General features: G+C 67.6%; 15 protein-coding genes. 9 read left to right on the top strand and 6 right to left on the bottom strand.

Going from position 1 to position 19336, the window contains the following annotated elements; translation table 11 throughout:
• Nucleotides 1-109: 109 nt before the first annotated feature.
• Genes thrC through V5F84_RS13550 form a run of 3 tightly spaced genes read left to right on the top strand, consistent with a single transcriptional unit; the run spans nt 110 to nt 3486 of the window.
• The gene (gene thrC / locus V5F84_RS13560; RefSeq protein ID WP_394043365.1) at nt 110-1522 is read left to right on the top strand and encodes a threonine synthase; all 1413 of its coding nucleotides are present in this window, start codon (nt 110-112) and stop codon (nt 1520-1522) included.
• On the top strand, nt 1519-2784 hold the full coding sequence (locus V5F84_RS13555) for a M16 family metallopeptidase (protein WP_394043366.1): 1266 nt from the start codon (nt 1519-1521) through the stop codon (nt 2782-2784). The genes thrC and V5F84_RS13555 overlap by 4 nt, the downstream gene beginning before the upstream one ends.
• Before the next feature lie 33 nt (nt 2785-2817).
• Nucleotides 2818-3486, top strand: a complete 669-nt coding sequence (locus tag V5F84_RS13550; protein WP_394043367.1) for a GNAT family N-acetyltransferase — start codon at nt 2818-2820, stop codon at nt 3484-3486.
• Between the two features lie 2 nt (nt 3487-3488).
• Here the strand turns inward: V5F84_RS13550 and V5F84_RS13545 are convergent, their stop codons facing one another.
• On the bottom strand, nt 3489-5408 hold the full coding sequence (locus tag V5F84_RS13545; RefSeq protein ID WP_394043368.1) for an AsmA family protein: 1920 nt from the start codon (nt 5406-5408) through the stop codon (nt 3489-3491).
• 221 nt (nt 5409-5629) lie between these two features.
• On the opposite strand from V5F84_RS13545, the gene V5F84_RS13540 reads away from it, so the two are divergent.
• Nucleotides 5630-7591 (top strand): acetoacetate--CoA ligase, encoded by a 1962-nt coding sequence (locus V5F84_RS13540; protein WP_394043369.1) that lies wholly within the window; start codon nt 5630-5632, stop codon nt 7589-7591.
• Between the two features lie 195 nt (nt 7592-7786).
• Here V5F84_RS13540 and V5F84_RS13535 read toward each other — a convergent pair whose 3' ends face one another.
• The 5 genes from V5F84_RS13535 to V5F84_RS13515 form a co-directional block, all read right to left on the bottom strand.
• Nucleotides 7787-9427, bottom strand: a complete 1641-nt coding sequence (locus V5F84_RS13535; RefSeq protein ID WP_509277112.1) for an ABC transporter permease subunit — start codon at nt 9425-9427, stop codon at nt 7787-7789.
• A gap of 121 nt (nt 9428-9548) precedes the next feature.
• Complete coding sequence (locus tag V5F84_RS13530; protein WP_394043371.1) at nt 9549-10592, bottom strand: extracellular solute-binding protein; 1044 nt, start codon at nt 10590-10592, stop codon at nt 9549-9551.
• A 199-nt stretch (nt 10593-10791) separates the two neighbouring features.
• The gene (bfr, locus tag V5F84_RS13525; RefSeq protein WP_348848115.1) at nt 10792-11274 is read right to left on the bottom strand and encodes a bacterioferritin; all 483 of its coding nucleotides are present in this window, start codon (nt 11272-11274) and stop codon (nt 10792-10794) included.
• Between the two features lie 104 nt (nt 11275-11378).
• On the bottom strand, nt 11379-11615 hold the full coding sequence (locus V5F84_RS13520) for a (2Fe-2S)-binding protein (protein WP_348848116.1): 237 nt from the start codon (nt 11613-11615) through the stop codon (nt 11379-11381).
• 206 nt (nt 11616-11821) lie between these two features.
• Nucleotides 11822-14536 (bottom strand): PAS domain-containing protein, encoded by a 2715-nt coding sequence (locus tag V5F84_RS13515; RefSeq protein ID WP_394043373.1) that lies wholly within the window; start codon nt 14534-14536, stop codon nt 11822-11824.
• A 219-nt stretch (nt 14537-14755) separates the two neighbouring features.
• Here V5F84_RS13515 and V5F84_RS13510 point away from each other — a divergent pair, with 219 nt between their 5' ends.
• From V5F84_RS13510 to rfaD, 5 genes are all read left to right on the top strand, one after another.
• Nucleotides 14756-15319 (top strand): phasin family protein, encoded by a 564-nt coding sequence (locus V5F84_RS13510; RefSeq protein WP_394043374.1) that lies wholly within the window; start codon nt 14756-14758, stop codon nt 15317-15319.
• A gap of 174 nt (nt 15320-15493) precedes the next feature.
• Entirely contained in the window at nt 15494-15952 is a 459-nt protein-coding gene (locus tag V5F84_RS13505; protein WP_394043375.1) for a phasin, read from the top strand.
• Between the two features lie 233 nt (nt 15953-16185).
• The gene (waaF, locus tag V5F84_RS13500) at nt 16186-17208 is read left to right on the top strand and encodes a lipopolysaccharide heptosyltransferase II (protein WP_394043376.1); all 1023 of its coding nucleotides are present in this window, start codon (nt 16186-16188) and stop codon (nt 17206-17208) included.
• Nucleotides 17205-18296 carry a lipopolysaccharide heptosyltransferase I gene (waaC, locus tag V5F84_RS13495; protein ID WP_394043377.1) on the top strand — a complete coding sequence of 364 codons (1092 nt, stop codon included), beginning with the start codon at nt 17205-17207 and terminating at the stop codon, nt 18294-18296. Before waaF ends, waaC begins: the two co-directional genes overlap by 4 nt.
• Before the next feature lie 12 nt (nt 18297-18308).
• Nucleotides 18309-19319 carry an ADP-glyceromanno-heptose 6-epimerase gene (rfaD, locus tag V5F84_RS13490; RefSeq protein WP_394043378.1) on the top strand — a complete coding sequence of 337 codons (1011 nt, stop codon included), beginning with the start codon at nt 18309-18311 and terminating at the stop codon, nt 19317-19319.
• Nucleotides 19320-19336 lie beyond the last annotated feature (17 nt).

Genomic DNA, 19336 nt, shown 5'->3' with positions numbered 1-19336 from the left:
GATAAGACGCGGCGCACAGGCGGGGCATCGTTGAGCCCGCGCCTTCCCGCAACGGCTCCGCGGGGTTAGGTTGGGGGCGTCCGAGGACGCCGATGCCCGGAGAACATGAGTGCTGTACGTGTCCACGCGCGGCGAGGCGCCGCCTTTGTCCTTCGCCGATGCCCTGCTGGCGGGTCTTGCCCGTGACGGCGGCCTTTATGTGCCGGAATCCTGGCCGACGATCTCCGCCGCGGAAATCGCCGCGCTCGCGGGCCGGCCCTATGCGGAAGTGGCCCGCAAGATCATCTCTCCCTTCGTGGCCGGCGCCATCCCCCAGCCCGCCCTCGATCTGATGATCGAGGATGCCTACCGCCATTTCCGCCACCCGGCCACCACGCCCCTGGTCCAGCTCGGCCCGAACCGCTTCGTGCTGGAGCTGTTCCACGGCCCGACCCTGGCGTTCAAGGACGTCGCCATGCAGCTGCTGTCGCGGCTGATGGATCATGTGCTCTCGGCCCGTGGCGCGCGCGCCACCATCGTCGGCGCCACCTCGGGAGACACGGGCAGCGCCGCCATCGAGGCGTTCCGCCAGTCCGACGCGGTGGACGTGTTCATCCTCTATCCGCACGGCCGCGTGTCGGAGGTGCAGCGCCGGCAGATGACCGGGGTGGGCGCGCACAATGTCCACGCGATCGCGGTGGAAGGCACGTTCGACGATTGCCAGGCCCTGGTGAAGGGCATGTTCAATCACCACGGCTTCCGCGACCGCATGGCGCTCGCGGGGGTGAATTCCATCAATTGGGCGCGCATCGTCGCCCAGGTGGTCTATTATTTCTATGCCGCCACGGCGCTCGGCGCCCCGGCGCGGGAAGTGTCGTTCGTCGTGCCCACGGGCAATTTCGGCGACATCCTGGCCGGCTGGGTGGCCAAGCGCATGGGATTGCCGATCCACGATCTCACCATCGCGACCAATGTGAACGACATCCTCGCCCGCACGCTGGAGAGCGGGCGCTATGAGGTGCGCGGCGTGCAGCCCTCGTCCTCGCCCTCCATGGACATCCAGGTCTCGTCGAATTTCGAGCGCGTCCTGTTCGAGGCGCTCGACCGCGATTCCGCCGTGCTGCGCCAGCTGATGGCCTCGCTGACCCAGTCGGGCGCCTTCACCCTGCCGCGCGAGGCTGAGGCCGCGATCTGCGGGGAATTCTCCGCCGGGCGGGCGGACGAGCCGGAGACGCTCGCCACGATCACCCGCACCTATCGCGAGGCGGGCTATGTGATCGATCCTCACACCGCCGTCGCCCTCGCCGTGGCCGGCAAGGTGGAGCACGATCCCCGCATTCCGCAGGTGATCCTGTCCACCGCCCATCCGGCCAAGTTCCCGGACGTGGTGGAAGCCGCCACCGGCAAGCGCCCCGCGCTGCCCGCCCACATGGCGGACCTGATGACCCGCAAGGAGAAGACCACCATTCTGCCCAATGATCTCGCCGCCATCGAAGGCTTCATCTCCGGTCATTCCCGCATCACCTCGGGCGCCGCGGCATGAGCGTCGCGCGGACCATTCTCGACAACGGCGTCACCGTCCTTTCCGATCCCATGCCGCATCTCGGCACGGTCTCGCTCGGCATCTGGGTGGGGGCGGGCGCGCGCGACGAGCAGGAGAACGAGCACGGCATCTCGCACCTGCTCGAACACATGGCGTTCAAGGGCACGCGGCGGCGCTCGGCCCGCCGCATCGCCGAGGAAATCGAGCAGGTGGGCGGCGACATCAATGCCGCCACCTCCGTCGAGCACACGTCTTATAACGTGCGCGTGCTGGGCGAGGATCTCGGGCTCGGGCTGGACATCCTCTCCGACATCCTCACCGAGCCCGCCTTCGCGCCGGACGAACTGGTGCGCGAGCAGAACGTGATCGTGCAGGAAATCGGCGCGGTGCAGGACACCCCCGACGATCTCGTGTTCGACCTGTTCCAGGAACGCGCGTTCCCGGACCAGGCCATCGGGCGGTCCATCCTCGGCACGCCGGAGACGGTGCGCGGCTTCAATCCCACCGGGCTCGGCGCCTATCTGGAGCGCAGCTATCGCGGCCCGCGCATGGTGGTGTCGGCGTCCGGCGCGGTGGATCACGACCATCTGGTGCGCGAGGCGACCGAGCGGCTGCGCGCCATCGGCCCGGGGCAGAAGCTGGCGACCCCTCCGGCTGTTTATGGCGGCGGAACCGTGCTCACGCCGCGCGATCTGGAGCAGGTGCATATCGTGCTGGGGCTTGAGGGGCGCTCCTATACCGATCCCGGCTATCACGCGCTGCAAGTGCTGACGAACGTGCTCGGCGGGGGCATGTCCTCGCGCCTGTTCCAGGAAGTGCGCGAGACGCGGGGCCTGTGCTATTCGATCTACGCCTTTCACTGGGCCTATGCGGATACCGGCCTGTTCGGCATCTATGCGGGCACCGACCAGGGCGATGTCGGCGAATTGACCGATGTGGTCATCGACCAATTGCTCGCCCTGGCGGACGGCGCGAGCGACGTGGAAGTGAACCGCGCCAAGGCGCAGATGAAGGTCGGTGTCCTGACCGCGCAGGAAAGCTCCGGCGCGCGGGCCGATCAGGCGGCGCGGCAGATCCTCGGGTTCGACCGGATCATCCCGGTGGAGGAGATCGTCGCGAAAGTCGAAGCCGTCACCGTGGAAAGCGTGCGCGCCAGCGCACGCGACCTGCTGGCCAACGCACGCCCCACCTTATCGGCGATCGGGCCGGGGAAGGGGCTTGAACCGGCTGCACGGGTGGTGGAACGTTTGACGATGCGGTGACGCACGTCATTCCTCGCTGTGGCGGACTCGCGCATGTGGTTGTTCAGTTCTGTCTTCGAGCAAAGCGTGTTGCACGCGATCATGGGCGAGGGCGTGTATCTGCGTGTGCCCCAGATGAAGGACTTTGCGAGCTGGCAGGCGCTGCGGGAAGAAAGCCGCGACTTTCTCACCCCGTGGGAGCCGCTCTGGCCGGTGGACGACCTGACGAAGGGCGCCTTTCGGCGCCGCCTTCGGCACTATGCCCGCGACATGCAGCGCGACGAAGCCTATCCGCTTTTCATTTTCCGCGCGGCGGACGATTGCCTGGTCGGCGGGCTCACCTTGTCGAACGTGCGGCGCGGCGTGTGCCAGGCCGCGAGCCTCGGCTATTGGATGGGCGCGCGCCATGCCGGGCGCGGCTATATGACGGCGGCCGTCGCCGCCGTGATCCCGGTCGCCTTCGACGTGCTGCACCTGCGCCGCATCGAGGCCGCGTGCATGACGCACAACGCCGCCTCCATCCGGCTGCTTCAGAAGCTCGGGTTCGTTTCCGAAGGATATGCGCGCGAGTATCTGTGCATCAACGGCACCTGGGAGGATCATTTCCTGTTCGCGCGCCTGCGGAGCGATGGCATGAAGCCGCAGCTCTCGCAGGAGGCGCCGGTCGTGCCGTGGCGCGAGCGCTCGAGCCCGCTTCCGCCCGACGTCGCGGTCGAGGGGTGAGGTCAGTTCGCGGGCAGGGTCGCGGACGAGGGTTTCGCCAATTGCTCGATCACCGAGCGCACGGCGGCTTCGCCGGAGCCGCGCGCGCGCACCGCGTCGAGCAAGGGCTGCGCCGCCCCTGACCGGCGAATGAGGCTCTGCGGGTCGATCATCACATTGGGGCTGGTCCAGGGGCCCTGCACCAGGAAGGGCAGATCGAACGCCAGCTTTTCGCCGTTCGCGCCGGCAGGGGGCAGCAGGCCCGCCTGGCCGTGCAGGTCCAGGTCGCGCAGGATGACCGAGACGGTGCCGCTGACGCTGACGCGCACCTGCTTCGCCTCAAGCCGCCCCTCGTCCACGTTCGCCATGCCCTTGGTGATCGAGAGTTTCGCCGCCAGCGTATCATAGGCGGTGCGGCCGCCGCGCAGGTCGCCACCGGCGGACAGGGGCCGCTGCTCGATGCGCTTGAGCACTTGCGCCACATCCAGCCCGACCACGGCGCCGGCCTTGCCCGAGAGGGCCACGCGGCCATTCAGGCTCTGCGCGATCTCGAAGACGCTCTCGCCGGAGCCTTCCAGCAGCAGCTGGAGATCGCCCTTGCCTTCCAGCTTGCGCAGGCCAGCCAGATCGTCGAGCGCCTGGTCCAGCGCGACATCCATGGCGTCGCCTTCCAGATGGACCAGGATGCCGTCGGCGGCATCGGGGCGCGGCGCGAGGGTCAGGGAGGCGCGCACCGCGCCGCCCCAGGCCTGCACATTGCCGAGCGCCAGAACCAGCCGGCCCGCGCGCAGGGTGGCGCTGGTGGCGACGCGCTCGAACGTCCGGTCCTCGGCGCGCACGGTTCCGGCGGAAAGCCGCAGATCCACGTCCATCGCCTTCAGGCCGTCGGTGGAAAGCGCGCCGCGGTCCCATCCGGTGCCGCTCTCATCGGTCAGCACCAGCCGCCCGTAGGGCGTGACATTCAGGCTGTCGGCGGCGAAGGTGCCCTGCACCGAGGGGCGCGGACCGTCGAGCTTGACCGAGAGCGCCCCCTCGCTGCGATTGCCATCCAGCTCCGCATTGGCGGGCGTCAGGGAGATTTCCCGGGGGGTCGCGGAAATCTTGCCGGAAAAGGAGAAGCGGCCGAACCCGCCCGAGGTGGGCGTCGGCAGCTCGATCCAGTCGAGCAGGCCGCGCAGGGCGTTGGTCTCGCCGGAGGCATCGCCAAGCAGGCTGGGCGAGGCCCCGCCCGCCGCGAGCCCGCGGAAGCGCACCCAGGAGGTTCCGGTGGAAAGATCGATCCGGCTTTCGCTCGCCTGGCCGGCGAGGAAGGCAGCGGCATCGGCGATGGCGATGCGGCCTTCGACCTGCCGGTCGCGCCATGTGAAACCCAGGGTCAGCGCCAGGGCCGTGCCGGAAGAACGGTCGAGCGAGGCGTCGATGTCGTTGATCAGCTCCTGCGTGAGGCCCTCGGCGTTGCGCATGGCGATGGTGCCGCCGCGCAACCGCAGTTCGGGAACGTCCAGCTCTTCCACCAGCGGGCCGAGTCGCAACGCGCGGGGAAGGCGCTGGCCGGTCATGAGAAGGGTCGGGCGAAGCAGGGTGATGTCCGCCACTTCCATCTGGCCGAACAGCAGCGGCAGCAGGCGCAGGCGCGCAACCGCGCCTTCGGCATCCAGCGCGGCGCCATCGTCGAATGCGACCGCAAACTTGCCGAGGATCAGGCGCGGCGAGGGCAACAGCGCCACGCCGGGCGCCTCCGCATCGAGATCCGCGTTCGCGTCGGCGATCCGGGCGACCCCTCCGGTTGCGCGCGACAGCGCTTCACCCGCGAGGCGCCGCACTTCGTGGGCCGGCACCAGGGCGGGAACCAGGACCATGGCGGCGACGCACACGGCTGCGAGCACACATGCGGTCGCGGCCAGAATCAACATCAGCCGCCGGGCCGTTGCACCGAAATTCACCACGTATTCATCCGGTCTTCGGGTTTGGGACTGAGCTCGTGCCGCACCGAGCCGAAAGCTTCTATCACTTCTCCCAGGGAGCTGGGACATTCTTCGGGGTCTGTGTCGGTTTGATGGCTGTGCGCCCTGCGGGACCCGCTAGCAGACGGCTTATCCAGGGGCTATGTCTTAGGCAGCATCCAACCGTCGTGGCACGCGGCGGCAAATTCAGGGAGGGCATCGTGACTCAACGGGAACACCTGCTGTGGAAACCGGATGCCGAGCGCATCGCTCGCACCCATGTCACGGCGCTGATCGGCGCGGTCAATGCCAAGCACGGCCAGTCTCTTGCGTCCTATGCCGACCTTCACGCCTGGACCATCGCCAACCCGGCGGACTTCTGGGACATGGTGTGGGACGACTGCGCCGTGATCGGCGAAAAGGGCGTGCAGCGCCTCGTCAATGGCGACAAGATGCCGGGCGCGCAATTCTTCCCCGATGCCAAGCTGAATTTCGCCGAAAACCTCCTGCGCAGGCAGGGCGCGGAGACGGCCATCGTATTCCGCGGCGAGGACAAGGTGAAAAAGCGCCTGTCCTTCGATGAACTGCATGCCTTGACCTCCCGCATCCAGCAGGCGCTGAAGGCGGAGGGGGTCGGCGTCGGCGACCGGGTGGCCGCCATGATGCCGAACATGCCGGAAACGGTCGCCATCATGCTCGCCGTCACCTCGCTCGGCGCGATCTTCTCCTCGTGTTCTCCCGATTTCGGCGAGCGCGGCGTCTTGGATCGGTTCGGCCAGATCGAGCCCAAGGTGTTCTTCGCCTGCGACGGCTATTGGTACAACGGCAAGCGGGTCGATATCGGCGACAAGCTGGTGCAGGTGGCGGCCGGACTGCCGACCGCCCACAAGGTCGTCATCGTGCCTTATCTGGAGTGCGCCGACGAGGTGGCCGCGAAACTGCCCCGCGCCGCCACCTTCCCCGCCTTCATCGCGCCGTTCACGCCCGCCGCCGTCACGTTCGAGCGGGTGCCGTTCAACCAGCCGCTTTATATCGCCTTCTCCTCCGGCACGACGGGCGTGCCCAAGTGCATCGTGCACGGCGTCGGCGGGACCTTGCTCCAGCATCTGAAGGAGCACCGCTACCAGTGCGACCTCAACGCCGGCGACCGGCTGTTCTATTTCAGCACCTGCGGCTGGATGATGTGGAACTGGCTGGTCTCCGGGCTCGGCATCGGCGCGACCCTGTGCCTGTTCGACGGCTCGCCCTTCGCCCCGAACCCGCAGGTGTTGTTCGATTATGCCCAGGACGAGAAGTTCACCCTGTTCGGCACCTCGGCCAAATATATCGACTCGCTGCACAAGGAAGGCGTGCGGCCCTGCGACACCCATGACCTGTCGTCGGTGAAATTGATCACCTCCACGGGCTCGCCGCTGGCGCCCGAGGGCTTCGAATATGTCTATGAGGCCATCAAGAAGGACGTGCATCTGGCCTCCATCTCCGGCGGCACGGACATCATCTCCTGCTTCGTGCTGGGCGATCCGACGGCGCCCGTGTGGGCCGGCGAGATCCAGGCGGCCGGGCTCGGCATGGCGGTGGACGTGTGGTCGGAAGAGGGTGTGCCGGTGCGCCAGGAGCGCGGCGAGCTGGTCTGCACCAAGCCCTTCCCCTCCATGCCCGTGAAGTTCTGGAACGATCCGGAGGGCGCGAAGTATCACGCCGCCTATTTCGAGCGCTTCCCGAACATCTGGTGCCATGGCGACTTCGCCATGTGGACCGAACATGGCGGCATCATCATCCTCGGCCGCTCGGATGCCACGCTGAACCCGCAGGGCGTGCGCATCGGCACGGCGGAGATCTACGCCCAGGTGGAGCAGATCCCGGAAGTGATGGAATCGGTCGCCATCGGCCAGGATTGGGACAATGACGTGCGCGTGGTGCTGTTCGTGCGCTTGCGCGAGGGCGTCACGCTGGACGACGCGCTGATCGCCCGCATCAAGGGCCAGATCCGCACCGGCGCCAGCCCGCGCCATGTGCCCGCCAAGGTGGTGCAGGTGGACGATATTCCCCGCACGCGCTCGGGCAAGATCACCGAGCTTGCGGTCCGCGAGATCGTCCACGGGCGGCCGGTGAAGAACACCGACGCCCTCGCAAACCCCGAGGCGCTGTTCCAGTACCAGGATCTGCTGAGCCTGCGCAGCTGAGCGCCTGTCGGCTGAGAAAGAGCGCAAGGCAAGACTGGGCGTCAAGGCAAGACTGGGCGTCAAGGCAAGACTGGGCGTCAAGGCAAGACTGGGCGTCAAGGCAAGACTGGGCGTGCCGTGGGCGATCCCCGCGGCACGCCTTTGCGTTTGAGATCGCCCGGTCCCTGAGACCGGTCCGGCCGCGCAATGCGGCCTTCAGCGCGGATCGGACGCCGGGCTCGGGCTCACGGGGCTGCGGCTGGTGGAGGTCGGGACCCCGGCCCGCGAGACCCGCGCCAGCAGGATCACCGGCGCCAGTCCCACCAGCACGATCAGCAAAGCCGCCAGCGCCCCGTCCTCATAGGTGCTGCGGGCGGCTTCCGCGTAGATATGCGTCGCCAGCGTCTCGACGCCGAGCGGCCGCAGCAGCAGCGTCGCCGGCAGTTCCTTCATGCCGTCCACGAACACCATGAGGGCGGCTGTGGCCAGCGCCGGGCGCAGTAGCGGCAGATGGATGCGCCGCACGGTCGCCCGTCGCGAGCAGCCGAGGCTGCGCGCCGCCATGTCGAGATGCAGCGAAAGCTTGGAATAGCCCGCCTCCAGCCCGCCGATGGGAATGGTGAGGAAGCGGATGGCATAGGCGATCACCAGCGCCGCGCCCGAGCCCGAGATCAGCAGGCCAGTGGACACGCCGAACAGGGAGGTCATCGCCCGGTTCACCGCATTGTCGAAGCCGGCGAGCGGCGTCAGCAGTCCGATGGCGAGCACGGTTCCCGGCACGGCATAGCCGAGGCCGGCGATGCGCGCGAACCACACCGCCAGGCGCGCGCGCGTCAGCCGCTGGGCCATGGCGACCACCGATCCGAGCGCGAGCGCCACCAGCGTGCCGGAAAGGGCAAGCAAGGCGCTGTTGCGGGTTTCAATCAGGATGCCGCCGGAAAATCCGCTGAACTCGATGCGCTGCGCCGCGGCGCTGGCCAGATGCAGCACCGGCACCACGAATCCGAGCAGGATCGGCAGGCAGCAGAACGCCGTGGCGGCGATCCCCGCGCCCCCGGCGAGGCGCAGCGGTGCCTGCGGGCGCGTCGAGCCGGTGGCGACATAGCGCGCCCCGCGGCGCGCCCAGCGCTCCGTCAGGATCACCGCGAGCACCAGCACCAGCATCACCAAAGCGATCTGGGCCGCGCCCGGCAGGTTCGCCCGGTTCACCCATGTGGTGTAGATGGACACCGTCAGGGTGCGCATGCCGAGGAATTCGGAAGCGCCGATATCGCCCAGCGCCTCCAGCAGCACCAACGTGACGCCGGCGACGATGGCCGGGCGCGCCAGAGGCAGGGCGACGCGCAGGATGGTGCGCATGCGGCTCGCGCCGAGCGTGCGCGCCACCTCCAGCGCCGCCGCCGACTGCACGATGAAGCTCGCGCGGGCGGAAAAGTAAACATAGGGGTACAGCACGCAGCTCAACACGAAGATGCACCCGCCCACCGAGCGCACGTCCGGCAGATGGAGGCCGCGCGGGCTGGAAATGCCGAGCGCCCAGCGGATCGCGCTCTGCACCGGTCCGAGGGGGTGCAGCACGTCGAGATAGGAATAGGCGACGATATAGCTCGGCACCGCGAGCGGCAGCAGCAGCGCCCAGTCGAGCAGCTTGCGGCCGGGAAAGTCGCAGGTCGCCACCAGCCAGGCGCACGGCACGGCCATCAGAACGGTCGCGATGCCCACGCCGACCAGCAGGGCGAGGGTCTGCCCGAGGGCGACCGGCAGAACCGATTCGACGAGGTGCGGCCACAGATCGCCGGACCCCTGCAACGCGATCTCGACCAGCGCGACCACCGGCAGCAGAACGAACCCGGCCACGGCGCCCGCCCCAAGCAGAAGCCGGGACACTTTCGCCGTGCCCGGCAACTTGAGGGATTTATGGCCGGGCAGGGTCCCTGGATTCTGCTCGAAAGTGGCGTCGCTCACGTTTGCGCGGCGATCAATTGTCGAAGCCGACCTTGTCGATCAGCTCGCTGGCCTTCTTGCGCGCCTTGGCGATGTCGACAAGCGAGATGGGATCGACCTTCAGCGGGCCGAGCGCGCCGATGATGGGATCGACCTTGGCGCCGGCGAGAATGGGATATTCCATATTCTGCTGGGCATAGATGTGCTGCATGTCGGGCGAGACGGCGAATTCCAGCAGCTTGATGGCATTGGTCTTGTTGGGCGCATTCTTCGCCACGGCCGCGCCGGACACGTTCACATGGGTGCCGCCGCCCTCGAAGGTGGGCAGCACCACGTCGATGCCGTCGCCCCACTTCTTCTGCTCCGGCCCGCCCATGCCGGAGCGCATGAGCCCGACATAATAGGAATTGCCGACCGCGATGTCGCAGATGCCGCCGAGGATGTCCCGCGCGCCTTCGCGGTCGCCGCCGGTGGCCTTGCGGGCGAGATTGGCCTTGAGGCCGCGCAGCCAGTCCTCGGTCTTCGCCTCGCCGTGATGGACGATATAGGCGGCGGTCAGCGCCACATTATAGGGATGCTGGCCCGAGCGGATGCAGACCTTGCCCTTCCATTTGGGATCGGCGAGATCCTCATAATGGAAATCGGCCAGCTTCACGTCCTTCGCCTCATAGACCAGGCGGGCGCGCATGGAGAGGGCGTACCAATTGCCCGCCGGATCGCGCAGATTGGCCGGCACTGCGGCGGTGAGGGCCGGGGTTTCCACCGGCTGGGTCACGCCTGCGTCCACCACGTCCAGCAGATTGCCCACGTCGACGGTCATCAGAACGTCGGCGGGGGAGGCGGCGCCTTCCGCCTTCACGCGCTCGGCCAGCCCATCCTTCACGAACACGCTGTTGACCGTGATTCCGGTGGCTTTGGTGAAGGCGTCGAACAGCGGTGCGGAAAGACCGGGCTCGCGGGTCGTGTAGACGTTCACCACTTCTTCGGCGCGGACGGGCGCGGCCGCCAACACGGCCCACCCGCAGGCGGCGAGAAGGAGCGGGGAGCAAACTTTTCCGGACCAAGCTTTCTTGGACATCGACACGCCTCACCAAGCGATGCGGCAGCACGCAAACTGCCAATCTCTGCTTGATCGCTAGCGCGCCATCCTACGCAACGTCAACGAAAGAGCGTGTGAACACAAAAGGTTAGAGCATATCTAAACAAGAAGTTCCGGAGCCGGAAAAGAAAAAGCCCGGCGAAAACGCCGGGCTTTCAAAACATCGCAGCAAATAGGCTCAGTGCTCGTCGAGCTCGCCGATGTGATGCTGCGCATAGAGCGGCAGGCCGAGCTTGGCGACGAGGTCGAGCTGGGTTTCGAGGAAGTCGATATGCCCTTCCTCGTCGGTCATCAGCTCTTCGAACAGGTCGCGGCTCGGGAAATCCTTCACCGAATGGCAGTAAGCCGCAGCTTCCTGATACAGGGCGCGGGCTTCCTGCTCGGCGGCGAGATCCGCGTCGAGAATTTCCTTCACGTCCTGGCCGATGCGCAGCGGGTCGAGCACCTGGAGGTTTGGAAAGCCGTCGAGGAACAGGATGCGGTCCACGAACTTGTCGGCGTGCACCATCTCCTCGATGGATTCGGCGCGCCACTTCTTGGCCAGGGCCTTGTATCCCCAGTTGTCGAGCATGCGGTAATGCAACCAGTACTGGTTGATCGCGGTGAGCTCCGAACGAAGGCCCCGGTTCAGATACTCGATGACCTTGGCATCACCCTTCATGTCCACAACTCCTTAAAGCGGCGCCGCACCGGGCCGTCTCACTGGAAATATAGTTAGAGAAGCTCTAAACTAAGAACAAGCCTGCGGCTACTCCGTGCTTTCCCTTATTCCGCCGCGATAAGCCGGCCGGTGAGGGCAGCCGCCGGGCATTCGGCGGGGCAGGACGAGCACGAGCTTTGTACCTGATCCATGATGGCGCGAATAGTACGCGCGCACCGTCCGCACTGCGGCGAACAGCCCAGGCAGCGATACACTTCGCCCGGCGAGCGGGCGCCGCCCGACGAGGCCAGGGCGTCGCGGACCTGATGATCAGAAAACACGTTGCACGAACAAACGATCATGGCTCGACCAAGATCTCCGTTGCTTAGAGAAGCTCTAAACAACACCATAACTGTGTTATTTCTGGCAGACGCCTGCGCGCCTCGTCAATGCCATCACCCCGTCAATGTGGGATCGGCAGGCGACATTGGAAGGCTTTAAAACTAAACCTTCGAATTGTTCTATTTTACACGCCCCGGGCCGACGCAACGGAAATGGCGGCGGGCGTTCACTTCGGCAGGCGCAGTTCGCTGAGCATCCCGCCCTCGATACCGCGCCGCAGGTTCAGCGTTCCGCCGACGCTGCGCGCCAGTGCGGCAATCCGCGCCATGCGGAACGGCAGGCCGGCGGTTCCGAAGCGGTCGGCGACCGCGGCAGGGCGGGTGACATCCAGCGCCTGCGCGATTTCCTCCTCCGAGAGGCTCGCCCCTTCGTCGCGGATCAGCACCGCCACGGAGGTCATGGCGCCTTCCGCCTCGCTGGGCTCCGCGAGGGTCGAGATCAGCACAAATTGCCCCTCGGGGGTGCCGCGCAGGGCTTCTTCCAGCAGCAGGCGCAGCATCTGCGCGGTGCGGGCGGCATCGCAGCAGATCGTGGCCTGCGGGTTGAAGTCGCGCCGGATCAGGATGCGGCGGCGTTGCGCCATGCCGGCCAGATGGGCCACCGCATCGTCCACCAGCGCGTTCACGTCCAGCACCGTGCGGACGGGGGCGCCGGGAGGCGCGATCAGGCCCTCGATATCCTCCAGCGTGGCCATCAGCTGGCGTCCCGCGAGCACGGCGCCTTCCGCAAGCTTGCTGTAGCGGCGCGTGCCGATGGCGCCGAACGCCCCGGAACGCACCGCTTCCACGAAGCCGAACATCACGTTCAAAGGCTCGCGCACGCCGTGGGAGAGCCGGCGCAGCAGCGCATCGCTATCCTGCATTGCGCGCGTCGCGGCAGCCTCGAGCGGCGCCGGAGTCTCGCGGAAGACGGCGCAGAAGGCGGGAAGCTCGTCGGCGGAGCGCTCGGTCCGCGCGATCGTCACCTCCAGCGGCGCGCGGCCCTCGCCATCCTGAAGCCGAACGCCGGAGGTGCTGACGCGCCCATCCTCCGCGCGCGCCGCCGAGGCGAACAAGGCGTCCACCAGATGCCGGTCCTCGGTGCGGAAAAGCGTGGCGAAGGCGGTGCCGACCCGCGCGTCCGCGTCCAGGCTCCCCATGCGCAGCGCCGCGCGGTTCAGATAGTCCACCTTTCCGGAGGCATCCAGCAGGGCAACGGGCACCGGAATGAGGTCCAGCGCCTCGTGCCGCGCGCGGTGTGCGCCGCGCGCGGGAACGCCGGCCGCGTCCGGCGCTGCCGCCTCGATCGCCCGCACGAGATGGACGAGGGCGGTTTCCCCGTTCCACGGCACGGAGACAAGGCGCACCTCCACCGGCAGCGGCGCGCCGTCCACGCGGGCAAAGTGGAGTTGTCCGCCGGTGTCCACACGCCACAGACGCGAGGCAACACCACCCGTGCGCTGGAACTCCTGCGCGTCGGGCACGCCCGCCCAGCCGAGGATGGTGCGGTTGACGCGCACGAACTGGCCCTGCTGCTGAACCGCGATCCCGATCGGCAGCCGGTCCAGCAGGCTGTCGGCCGATTCAACCGCGCCGCGCCCGGCGCCCGGCGCCGGAACGGCCAACGCGCGCGGACGGGCATCCATGTCCTCGACCCTGTCATCGGCGAATTTCGCCGCTGCGGCGGCCATCTCGTCCGGGCCGGGTGCCGGGGGCGCAGGGGTATGAAGCGCAGGGGAATGGAACAGAGGGGAATGGGGAGGGGCGGCAGGAATTTCATCGGGCTCCGCCTCGGCGGGCGCGGCGCGCCGATCCGCTGCCCCTGTTCCCGGCGGCGCGGCCTCCGCGTCGTCGCCCGCGTGTTCGCTGCGGCGCCCATCGGATGGCCATTCCCACTCGGTGCGTGCGTCTTGAGGACCTTCTGGCGCGGCGCCGTCATCCGCGTGCGGCTGCCGGCCCAAACCCTCGCGCGAGACCGCATCGTGCGAAACCGCATCGCGCGAGACAACATCGCGCGCGCCCTGCGGCGCGTTCCAGCCGTTCACCGCCTCGTGGAGCGTGCGGGCGATCTCGTGAAACGCGGATCGCTCCCGCTGCGTGAGAGGTCCGCCCCGCAGCGGCACGACATTTACCGGCGCCTCGTCGCGCTCACCACCCTTGCCCATGCCCGCCGGCGTATCATCGAAGGCGGAAGGCGGCCACAGGATTCCAAATCCGCGCACCCCCGTGCGCCGCCGCATCCCGTCCAGCAGCGGCATGCCGCCGAGCACGATCCGGCGCGGGTGCGGCTCCTGCGTGTGGACCAGGACGTCGGCGAAGCTCGAGCCCGCCTGGATCGCCGCCTCGATCGCCGTGCTGTCGCGCAGCAGGCCGGCGTCCGCCAATTGCCGGAAGCTGCGCCCCAGCCACCCGCCGAGGCGCAGGCCGAGCCCGTCCACGGCGGATTCCGACAGGAAGCGGATCACGCCCGCGTCATCCGTCTCCCATGTGAAGCGGACCGGGCGCGGCTCCTGTGTCATGTCCCTTGCCTCCGCTGCGGGCGCCTCGCGCACGGGCTGATGGGGCTGCGGCGCGAGCGCCTCGGGATCGACAAACAGCACGAGCCGTCCGAGCGGCGAGGAGAGGCTCGCGCAGGAGAACATGCGCGTGGTGAACTGCGCCGGCAGGCGCACCCGCTCCAGATGTCGCACGCCGTTGGAACTGGCGGCGACCTGTCGCATGATGTCGAGGACAGACTTCGGCGCCGGCTGATCTTCATGAAGTCCAAGCCTTGCGCAGGCGGCGGTGGCGGCAATGATCTTGCCCTCCCGGATCGATACCAGGAAGGAGGGGAGATCGTCGCGCCGCAGGGGTGCAAGCGCGGGTTCGTTCAGTGCCAAGAGGCGCGACGTGTGTTCGCTCATCACCGCGAATGACACCCCTTGTTTTTCGGCCGTACCATCTCGACCTGGATCCCAGCAACCGGCATTCTAGGTTCGCAGATAAACCTTAACAGTACCGCAAACGCGTAGCCGTCGCATTAATGTTTCATATTGCGGCGCATAGGCTGAGATAGACTAAGATGCGGTTGGAGCGGCCGGCGCCGTTGGCTGATCTCCCCAAAAGCCCGAGGAGTGACGACGATGACCACGAAACTGGGTCCCGATCTTGAGCTGCCCGCGGAATTGAGGGCCATTGCCGAAAAGAACGTTACGCAGGCGCGCCAGGCCTTCGATACCTTGTTCGATACGGCGCGCAGCGCCGTGAACGAGTCGGAAGGGCGGATCGAGGAAGTGCGCTCCGGCATCCGCGAGCTGCGTCAGAAAACCCTCGGGCTGGTCGAATCCAACGTGAATGCCAGCTTCGACTTCCTGAACAAGCTGGTGCGCGCGAAGAGCCCCCAGGAAGTGCTTTCCCTGCAGGCCGAATTCGTCACCGCCCAGGTTCAGGCCGTCGCCAGCCAGGCCGCGGCGCTCGGTTCGGACGCCCGCAACCTTGGGGAATCCACTGTCCGCTCGCTCGATGAGCACGCCCGCGCGCTGGCGGAACGGGTCCAGGCCCTCGGTGCTGCCGCAGCGCAACATGCCAAGTCCACCGCCGAAGCCGCCCAGGCCGCCGGCACCGCCGCTGCCCACGACGCGCAGGCTGCGACCCAGCAGGCCGCCAGCCAGTTCGAGCAGCCCCACGATCCGAACCGCACTTACTGAAGAAATCCGGCGGATGTCGTTGTGCGGCGCAAAAATTATTTTTGTGCCGCACACTTTTGAGGTATAGTGTCGCGGGGTCGAGGCTGAGGGCAGAAAAGTCGCTTTGGCAATGTTCGAGCGTGCTTTTCGGCCTGCGCGGGCCTGAATTGAAGCCAAGCCACCGCCGAGGAAACAATGAACGACACCTTTGCCAAAGCCTTCCAGGACCAGATGACCGCCGCCAACGGCGCGTTCGCCAAGATGGAAGTTCCGGCCGCGTTCCGCGAAATGGCGGAAAAGAGCGTCGAGAGCTATCGTGACAATTACGAGAAGCTCAAGGCGGCCGCAACGCAGACCTCCGACATCCTCGAAGACAGCTATTCGACCGCCAGCAAGGGTGTCTCCGAATACAATCTCAAGTCGCTCGAAATCCTGCGCTCGAACGTGAACGCCGCGTTCGATTTCTTCGCCTCCGTGGTTTCGGCGAAGTCGGCGGCCGAGGCGGTGGAACTGTCCACCGCGCATCTGCGCCACCAGTTCGACGCCCTCTCCGGCCAGGCCAAGGAATTGTCGGCCCTCGCGCAGAAGATCGCGACCGAATCCTCCGAGCCGATCAAGGCCGGCGTGGAAAAGACCCTCAACAAGGCGGCGTGATCGTCCGTCTTCCTCGCAAGACTGCGAAGAGGCGCCGGGTTTCCGGCGCCTTTTTTATTGCCGCCGGTTTTATTGCGGCGTACGCCGCGAACACTTCCGTTTCAATCGTGCCGGCGATCCGATCCTGGCGCGGCTGCGCGCTCCACCTCGGGCGGCTGGGATGTCGTCACGGGATCGCGCCTTGACGGGCACCGCGCGTCTTGCCAAGACGCGCACGTCCAAGTGAGCAAAAAATGCGCGCCATCGGTTCCTATTCGCCCATCCTGCTTGTCGGCCCGTCCTGGGTCGGGGACATGGTGATGGCGGCGAGCCTGATCGAAAGCCTGCGCATCCGCGATCCCGGCCGCCCCGTCGATGTGATCGCGCCGCCGGCCTCCCTGCCGATCGCGCGGCTCATCCGCGGCGTCCGCCGGACCATTCCCCTCGGCCTCGGCCATGGCGAGTTCGGGCTGATGGAGCGCTGGAAGGCCGGGCGCGCGCTGCGCAAGGAAGGCTATGGCAAGGCCATCATCCTGCCGCGCGCCTTCAAGGCCGCCATCGTGCCCTTCGCCGCCGGCATTCCCGAGCGCATCGGCTATGCCGCCGAGGGACGCAGCCTCCTGCTGACGGATTCGCGGCCCGACCGGGATCGCAAGACCGCGCGCACGATCGATCGTTTCGTGGCCCTCGGGGCTCCGCGCGGCGACCAATTGGCCGCGCCCCGGCCCACGCTTTTCCTGCCCGACGGCGCGCGAGAGGCGGCGGCGGGGCGTTTTCCGCTGGAGGGGGAGGGGCCTGTCATGGTGCTCTGCCCCGGCGCCGAATATGGCCCCGCCAAGCAATGGCCGGCCACCAAGTTCGCCCGCCTCGCCGCGCGGGCCGTGGAGGCGGGCTATCGCGTGCGCATCCTCGGCGGGCCGAAGGATGTGTCCATCGCCGGGCAGATCGTCAAGCAGAGCGGTGTGCCGGTGGACAATATCGCCGGCAAGACCACGCTGATGGATGCCGCCGCTTTGCTGGGCATGGCGGATGTGGTGGTCTCGAACGATTCCGGCCTCATGCACGTGGCCGGCGCGCTCGACCGGCCCCTGGTGGTGATCTATGGCTCCAGCTCGGAAAAGATGACGCCGCCCACCGGCCCCCGGTCCCGCGTCGTGGCGCGCGAGCTGCCCTGTCGCCCGTGCCACAAGCGCGAATGCCCGCTTGGCACCCTGGCGTGCCTTGAAGTCATCGCCCCCGAAGAGGTTCTGGCGGCGGCACGGGCCGTTCAGGCATGAAGGTTCTGGTGGTCAAGCTGTCCTCCCTCGGCGACGTGGTGCACACGTTCCCGGCGGTCACGGACGCCGCGCGGGCCCTGCCCGGCCTCACGCTGGATTGGGCGGTGGAAGAGGCATTCGTTCCCCTGGTCGAATCCCACCCCGCCGTGCGGCGCGCCATTGCGGTGCCGCTGCGGCGCTTGCGGAAAGCGCCCGGCGAAGCACTGCGCAGCGGCGCCGTCGCGGCGATCCGCACCGCCTTGCGCGCGGAACCCTATGATGTGGTGATCGACGCCCAGGGCTTGATGAAGAGCGCCGCCGTCGGCCTGTTCGCGCGCGGACGGCGCCATGGCTTTGCCCGGGGCAGCGCCCGCGAGGGGCTCGCGACCTTCGCCTATCACACCACCCATGTGGTGCCGGAAACCGAGCATATGGCGGTGCGGCTGCGCAAGCTGTTCGCCGCGAGCCTCGGCTATTCCCTGGAGGGCCTGACCGCCGACGCCGGGCTCGCTGTCCCCGCCGACACCGAAGGGCAGGGGAGCGCGGCGCCTTATATCGTGATGCTGCACGGCACCACGTGGCGCACCAAGACCTGGCCGGTGAAGCACTGGCGCGATCTCGCCCTGATGGCGGCCGAGCGGGGCTATGAAACCCGCATCTTCGCCCAGGGCCGGGAGGAGACTGCGCGCGCCACCGCCATCGCGGCCCAGATCCCGACCGTGCGGATCGTGCCGCCCGGCCCCATCACCGCGCTGGCGCCGGTGATTGCGCGCGCGCAGGCGGTGGTGAGCGTCGATTCCGGCCTCGGCCACCTTGCGGCCGCGCTCGCGGTGCCGACGATCGGGCTTTATGGCCCGACAAATCCGCGCCTGACGGGCCTTTTCGGCCCCAAGGCTCTGGAATTGAAATCGCTGCGCCCTTGTGCGCCGTGCGAGCGCGCCCATTGCCGGATCGCCCCCGATCTCGTCGAGGGACCGCCCTGCCTGACGGATTTCAGCGCGCGGGATGTATGGCGCGCGCTCAATGTCCTGCGCTTCGGACATGCCGATGCGATGGACAAGACCGGAAGCAGCGTGGCACAGGGGAGCGCATCACCGCCTGCGCCCTGAATGGTAGCCTGAATGATCCGCACCGCCCGTTCCGCCCGCGATACGATCCTCGTCACCGGGGGCGCCGGCTTCATCGGCTCGAACATCGCCCGCGCGTTTGCCGTCGACGGCTGGCGGGTGGTGGTCGCCGACTGGCTGGAGGACGGCCCCAAATGGCTCAATCTGCGCGACATCCTGCTCGATGACGTGATCCGGCCGGAGGCGGTGCCCGCCTTCGTGGAGCGCGAGGGCGGGCGGCTGGGCGCGATCGTCCACATGGGCGCGATTTCCGCGACTACGGAGCGGGACGGCGACAAGATCGTCGCCCGCAACATCCGCCCGACGCTGGACCTGTGGGACCAGTGCGCCCGCAAGGGCATCCGCTTCATCTATGCCTCGTCCGCCGCCACCTATGGCGACGGCACGGACGGCTTCCGGGACGAGGAGGGCGCCGCCGCGCTCGACCGCCTCTCGCCGCTCAACGCCTATGGCTGGAGCAAGCTGATGGCGGACCGCCGGTTCGCGGCGGACGTCGCGGCCGGCCGGCCGGTGCCGCCGCAATGGGCGGGCCTGCGCTTCTTCAATGTCTATGGTCCGGGCGAGGCCCATAAGGACGACATGCGCTCGGTGGTCCACAAGATCTATCCGACCGCAGCGCTGGGCGAGCCTGTAACGCTCTTCAAATCCCATGATCCGGGATATGAGGACGGCGGGCAGCTGCGGGATTTCGTCTATGTGGGCGATTGCGTCGCGGTCGTGCGCTGGCTGCTGGAGACGCCCACCGCGAGCGGCATCTTCAATGTCGGCACCGGGCAGGCCCGCAGCTTCGCGGATCTCGCAAAAGCCGTGTTCGCGGCGGCCGGCAAGGATCCGCGCATCACCTATGTCGATATGCCGGTTTCCATCCGCAACGCGTATCAATATTTCACCCAGGCGGACGTCTCGAAACTGCGCGCCGCAGGCTTTACCCGCCCGTTCACCTCGCTGGAGGACGGCGTGCGGATCTATGTCACCGAGCATTTGCGCGGCCGCAATTCCGCCTGATGCCCGGGACCTTGCAC

Origin of the sequence: Roseixanthobacter liquoris, assembly GCF_043195135.2 — a bacterium.
In the GTDB taxonomy this organism is placed as follows: Bacteria; Pseudomonadota; Alphaproteobacteria; order Rhizobiales; family Xanthobacteraceae; genus NCEH01.
This window is presented reverse-complemented; position numbering and strand designations above follow the sequence as displayed.

What these genes read in the sequence shown, in the direction of transcription:
- V5F84_RS13555 (WP_394043366.1), top strand. Translation starts at nt 1,519, where the DNA reads ATGAGCGTCGCGCGGACCATTCTCGACAACGGCGTCACCGTCCTTTCC.
- V5F84_RS13550 (WP_394043367.1), top strand. Translation starts at nt 2,818, where the DNA reads ATGTGGTTGTTCAGTTCTGTCTTCGAGCAAAGCGTGTTGCACGCGATC.
- V5F84_RS13530 (WP_394043371.1), bottom strand. Translation starts at nt 10,592, where the DNA reads ATGTCCAAGAAAGCTTGGTCCGGAAAAGTTTGCTCCCCGCTCCTTCTC.
- bfr (WP_348848115.1), bottom strand. Translation starts at nt 11,274, where the DNA reads ATGAAGGGTGATGCCAAGGTCATCGAGTATCTGAACCGGGGCCTTCGT.
- V5F84_RS13520 (WP_348848116.1), bottom strand. Translation starts at nt 11,615, where the DNA reads ATGATCGTTTGTTCGTGCAACGTGTTTTCTGATCATCAGGTCCGCGAC.
- V5F84_RS13515 (WP_394043373.1), bottom strand. Translation starts at nt 14,536, where the DNA reads ATGAGCGAACACACGTCGCGCCTCTTGGCACTGAACGAACCCGCGCTT.
- V5F84_RS13510 (WP_394043374.1), top strand. Translation starts at nt 14,756, where the DNA reads ATGACCACGAAACTGGGTCCCGATCTTGAGCTGCCCGCGGAATTGAGG.
- V5F84_RS13505 (WP_394043375.1), top strand. Translation starts at nt 15,494, where the DNA reads ATGAACGACACCTTTGCCAAAGCCTTCCAGGACCAGATGACCGCCGCC.
- waaF (WP_394043376.1), top strand. Translation starts at nt 16,186, where the DNA reads ATGCGCGCCATCGGTTCCTATTCGCCCATCCTGCTTGTCGGCCCGTCC.
- waaC (WP_394043377.1), top strand. Translation starts at nt 17,205, where the DNA reads ATGAAGGTTCTGGTGGTCAAGCTGTCCTCCCTCGGCGACGTGGTGCAC.
- rfaD (WP_394043378.1), top strand. Translation starts at nt 18,309, where the DNA reads ATGATCCGCACCGCCCGTTCCGCCCGCGATACGATCCTCGTCACCGGG.